The following is a 2,908-nucleotide window of genomic DNA, read 5'->3' as shown; positions in this document are numbered from 1 at the left end:
GGACATCCGCAATTCGTTGCGCTTTCAAGGGCAGTACTTCGATGTGGAAACCGGGCTGCACTACAACCGCTATCGGTACTATGATCCACAGGTCGGGCGGTTTATTGGCAAGGACCCGATTGGGTTTACGGGTGGACTCAACGTCTATGCTTATGCACCGAATCCGATTGATTGGATTGATCCGCTAGGGTTATCAAGAGTCTATAAAGACGCACCATATCATGGGGCAGCAGATAATTCAGTCAAAAGTCGAGCCCCCTCAAATGGGCAGGCCGCATTGGACAACTCTATTCAAGTCAAAGATTCCTCCCCTCGGAGAGTTGGAGTTGACGTTAAAAATAATGAACTAGTTGTCCTGGACAGGACACAAACACTCCCCAATGACGACGAGGAATTTCATGGGCATGTTCGATGCTGGTGTGACCTTCACACCGATCAACAAAACGCACTAAAAAGAGCACAACAAGTCACAAGCAAAGGAAAAATAAGGAGATAACCATGCCAGAGGCTCATGACAAAGACAAAATAGAACTATTACTTAAATCTGATGATGAGCAAACAATCATAGATGCAATCATGTACATGACATTCAACATAAACGACCCGGATTGGATTCAAAACAAATGCAGCGAGCAAATTAATTCAAAAAAAAGCTCCAATATCACGGAGTTATCCATTACATGCCTTGGGCATGTAGCACGAATGCACAGAACAATAAATATGAGCACTACCATCCCACTACTAAATAAACTTTTAAAGACCAAAGAGTTCTCTGGACACGCCAGAGATGCTCTGGATGATATTGAGCAGTTCGCTAAAAAAAACCAAACACAGCCATAAGGCGATGAAAAATTTTTATTCGACACTGCAAATCAATGCTCGACTTTAGACCATTACTCGCAAGCAGAGTGAGCACAATGAAATGACAGAGATAATTCGACTCGACGACACCACCGACCACGGCGGTGTTGTCACCGAATCCATCCCCCATACCAACCTCAACGGTAAACCGATGGCTGGCAAGGGCCACATGGTGATGTGCCCCTTATGCAAGGGGGCCTTCCCGATTGCCGAAGGCAGCAGCACCTACTCCGTCAACGGCATTCCCGTGGCGTTGGATGGCATGAAGACCACCTGCGGCGCCACCCTGATCGCCAGCGGCTCCCGCGGCACCGTACATCGCTGACAGGCGCCCCGTTCTTTAACAACCTGACGTCACCGGCATTGGCTTGATCGCGCCAATGCCTATGCCAACTCAAACCCGCGACGCCGAAGGCGGGCTGTGGAAGTACGATTACGATCAACGCAGCAACATCATCGAAACCATCGACCCGCTGGAGAACACCACCCAGTACACCTACAACAGCGATAACCTGCCCGTGGTCATTACCGATGCCAACGGCGGCAGCAAACAACTGGCCTACAACGCAGACGGCCAACTGGTCCGCTACACCGACTGCTCGGGCAAGGTCAGCCAATGGGAGTACGATGCGCTGGGCCATCTCAGCCGTTTCACCGACGCCGAAGGCAATGTCTCCACCTACGAATACCGCGCCGGGCAACTGGTGCGACTTATCCACCCGGACAAAACTGAAGAGCACTTCGAACGCGACGCCGAAGGTCGCCTGCTCACCCACACCGACGCTCTGCGCCAGCACACCGCTTGGCACTATAACGAGGCCGGATTAATCCAGCAGCGCCTTGATGCCAACGGCACAACCCTCGACTACCGCTGGGATCGCCTCGGCCAACTGATCGAACTGCGCAACGAAAACAACAGCAGCGCCAGCTTCAAGTACGACCCCGCCGGTCGCCTGATCAAGGAAACCGGCTTCGACCAACAGACCACCCACTACCTTTACGATCACGGCAGCAATCAACCGACCCGCCGCCTTGATGGCGACCGCGTTACCGAGTTTGAGTACGATCCACTCGGCCGACTGATCGCCCGCCATGCCGGCCACGAAGCATGAATACGATGCCCTCAACCAGCGTATCGCCACCACTCGCCCGGACGGCCACCGCGTCAGTTGGTTGACCTATGGCAGTGGCCATCTGCTGGCCTTGAAGGTCGACGATACGGAACTGCTCAGCTACCAACGTGACAACCTCCATCGTGAAATCGCCCGCAACCAAGGCAACGGCCTGCAACAACGCCAGGCCTGGTCACCCAACGGCCAGTAGCAGGAACAAGCCATCGGTAAACGCGGCGATGCCCAGCGCTTGGTGGTACGCAATTACCGGCATGATGCCGCCGGCCAACTGACCCGTATTGACGACACCCGGCGCGGAGCTCTCAGCTACCGCTACGATCCGCTCGGTCGCCTGCTTGCCGCCCAGACCATCAATGGCGAAGAGACCTTCGCCTTCGATCCAGCCAGCAACCTGCTGGACCCACAGGCACCGCGCCGTCCCAATCAATACGGCCCACCCAAGCTGCTGGACAACCTGCTGCGTGACTACGTCGGCACGCACTACAGCTATGACGAGCGAGGCAACCTCAAGGAACGCCTGCACAACGGCAAGAAATCTCACTTCACCTGGGATTTGTACGACCGTCTGATCGGCTACGCAGATGACCGACTGACCGTCAGCTTTGCCTACGATGCGCTGGGCCGGCGGCTGTTCAAACTGTCCAAGGCCAAGTATCACGACCGTCGTGAAGCCGGGCCGATGTGGAACAAGCTGGAACGCGCCAAGCTCGATGAACAGTACGGCTGCGGCTACACCATCTATGGCTGGGACGGTGACTTGCTGGCCTTTGAGAGCCGTAACAACGACAAGAGCGAACGCCTGACCCACTACTTTTTTGAACCGGGCGGTTTTGTACCAGTGGCGCAGGCAGTAGAGCAACGCAGTATCCAACTGCTGCCCGAACCGGTCTATGAAGGCGCTTACGACATCGACC

Annotated in this window: 5 protein-coding genes and 1 pseudogene; all 6 read left to right on the top strand. The window is 54.7% G+C overall.

Features of this window, described 5'->3' with window-relative positions:
• A partial coding sequence (locus tag AACY31_RS28405; protein WP_339505598.1) for an RHS repeat-associated core domain-containing protein occupies positions 1-496 on the top strand: 496 nt, incomplete at its 5' end.
• A 2-nt stretch (positions 497-498) separates the two neighbouring features.
• A complete protein-coding gene (locus tag AACY31_RS28400; protein ID WP_339483716.1) occupies positions 499-840 on the top strand; it encodes a hypothetical protein in 342 nt (113 codons plus the stop codon).
• Between the two features lie 82 nt (positions 841-922).
• Complete coding sequence (locus AACY31_RS28395; protein ID WP_339483717.1) at positions 923-1,186, top strand: PAAR domain-containing protein; 264 nt, start codon at positions 923-925, stop codon at positions 1,184-1,186.
• Between the two features lie 55 nt (positions 1,187-1,241).
• Positions 1,242-1,973, top strand: a complete 732-nt coding sequence (locus AACY31_RS28390; protein ID WP_339483718.1) for a hypothetical protein — start codon at positions 1,242-1,244, stop codon at positions 1,971-1,973.
• Entirely contained in the window at positions 1,954-2,184 is a 231-nt protein-coding gene (locus AACY31_RS28385) for a hypothetical protein (protein ID WP_339505597.1), read from the top strand. The genes AACY31_RS28390 and AACY31_RS28385 overlap by 20 nt, the downstream gene beginning before the upstream one ends.
• A 39-nt stretch (positions 2,185-2,223) precedes the next feature.
• Positions 2,224-2,908, top strand: a pseudogene (locus AACY31_RS28380) (RHS repeat domain-containing protein); the annotation flags it as partial.

The sequence above is a fragment of the Pseudomonas sp. RL_105y_Pfl2_101 genome (genome assembly GCF_963970585.1).
Taxonomy (GTDB): domain Bacteria; phylum Pseudomonadota; class Gammaproteobacteria; order Pseudomonadales; family Pseudomonadaceae; genus Aquipseudomonas.
The sequence above is the reverse complement of the archived record's forward strand: the minus strand, read 5'-3'. Positions and strand labels throughout refer to the sequence as shown.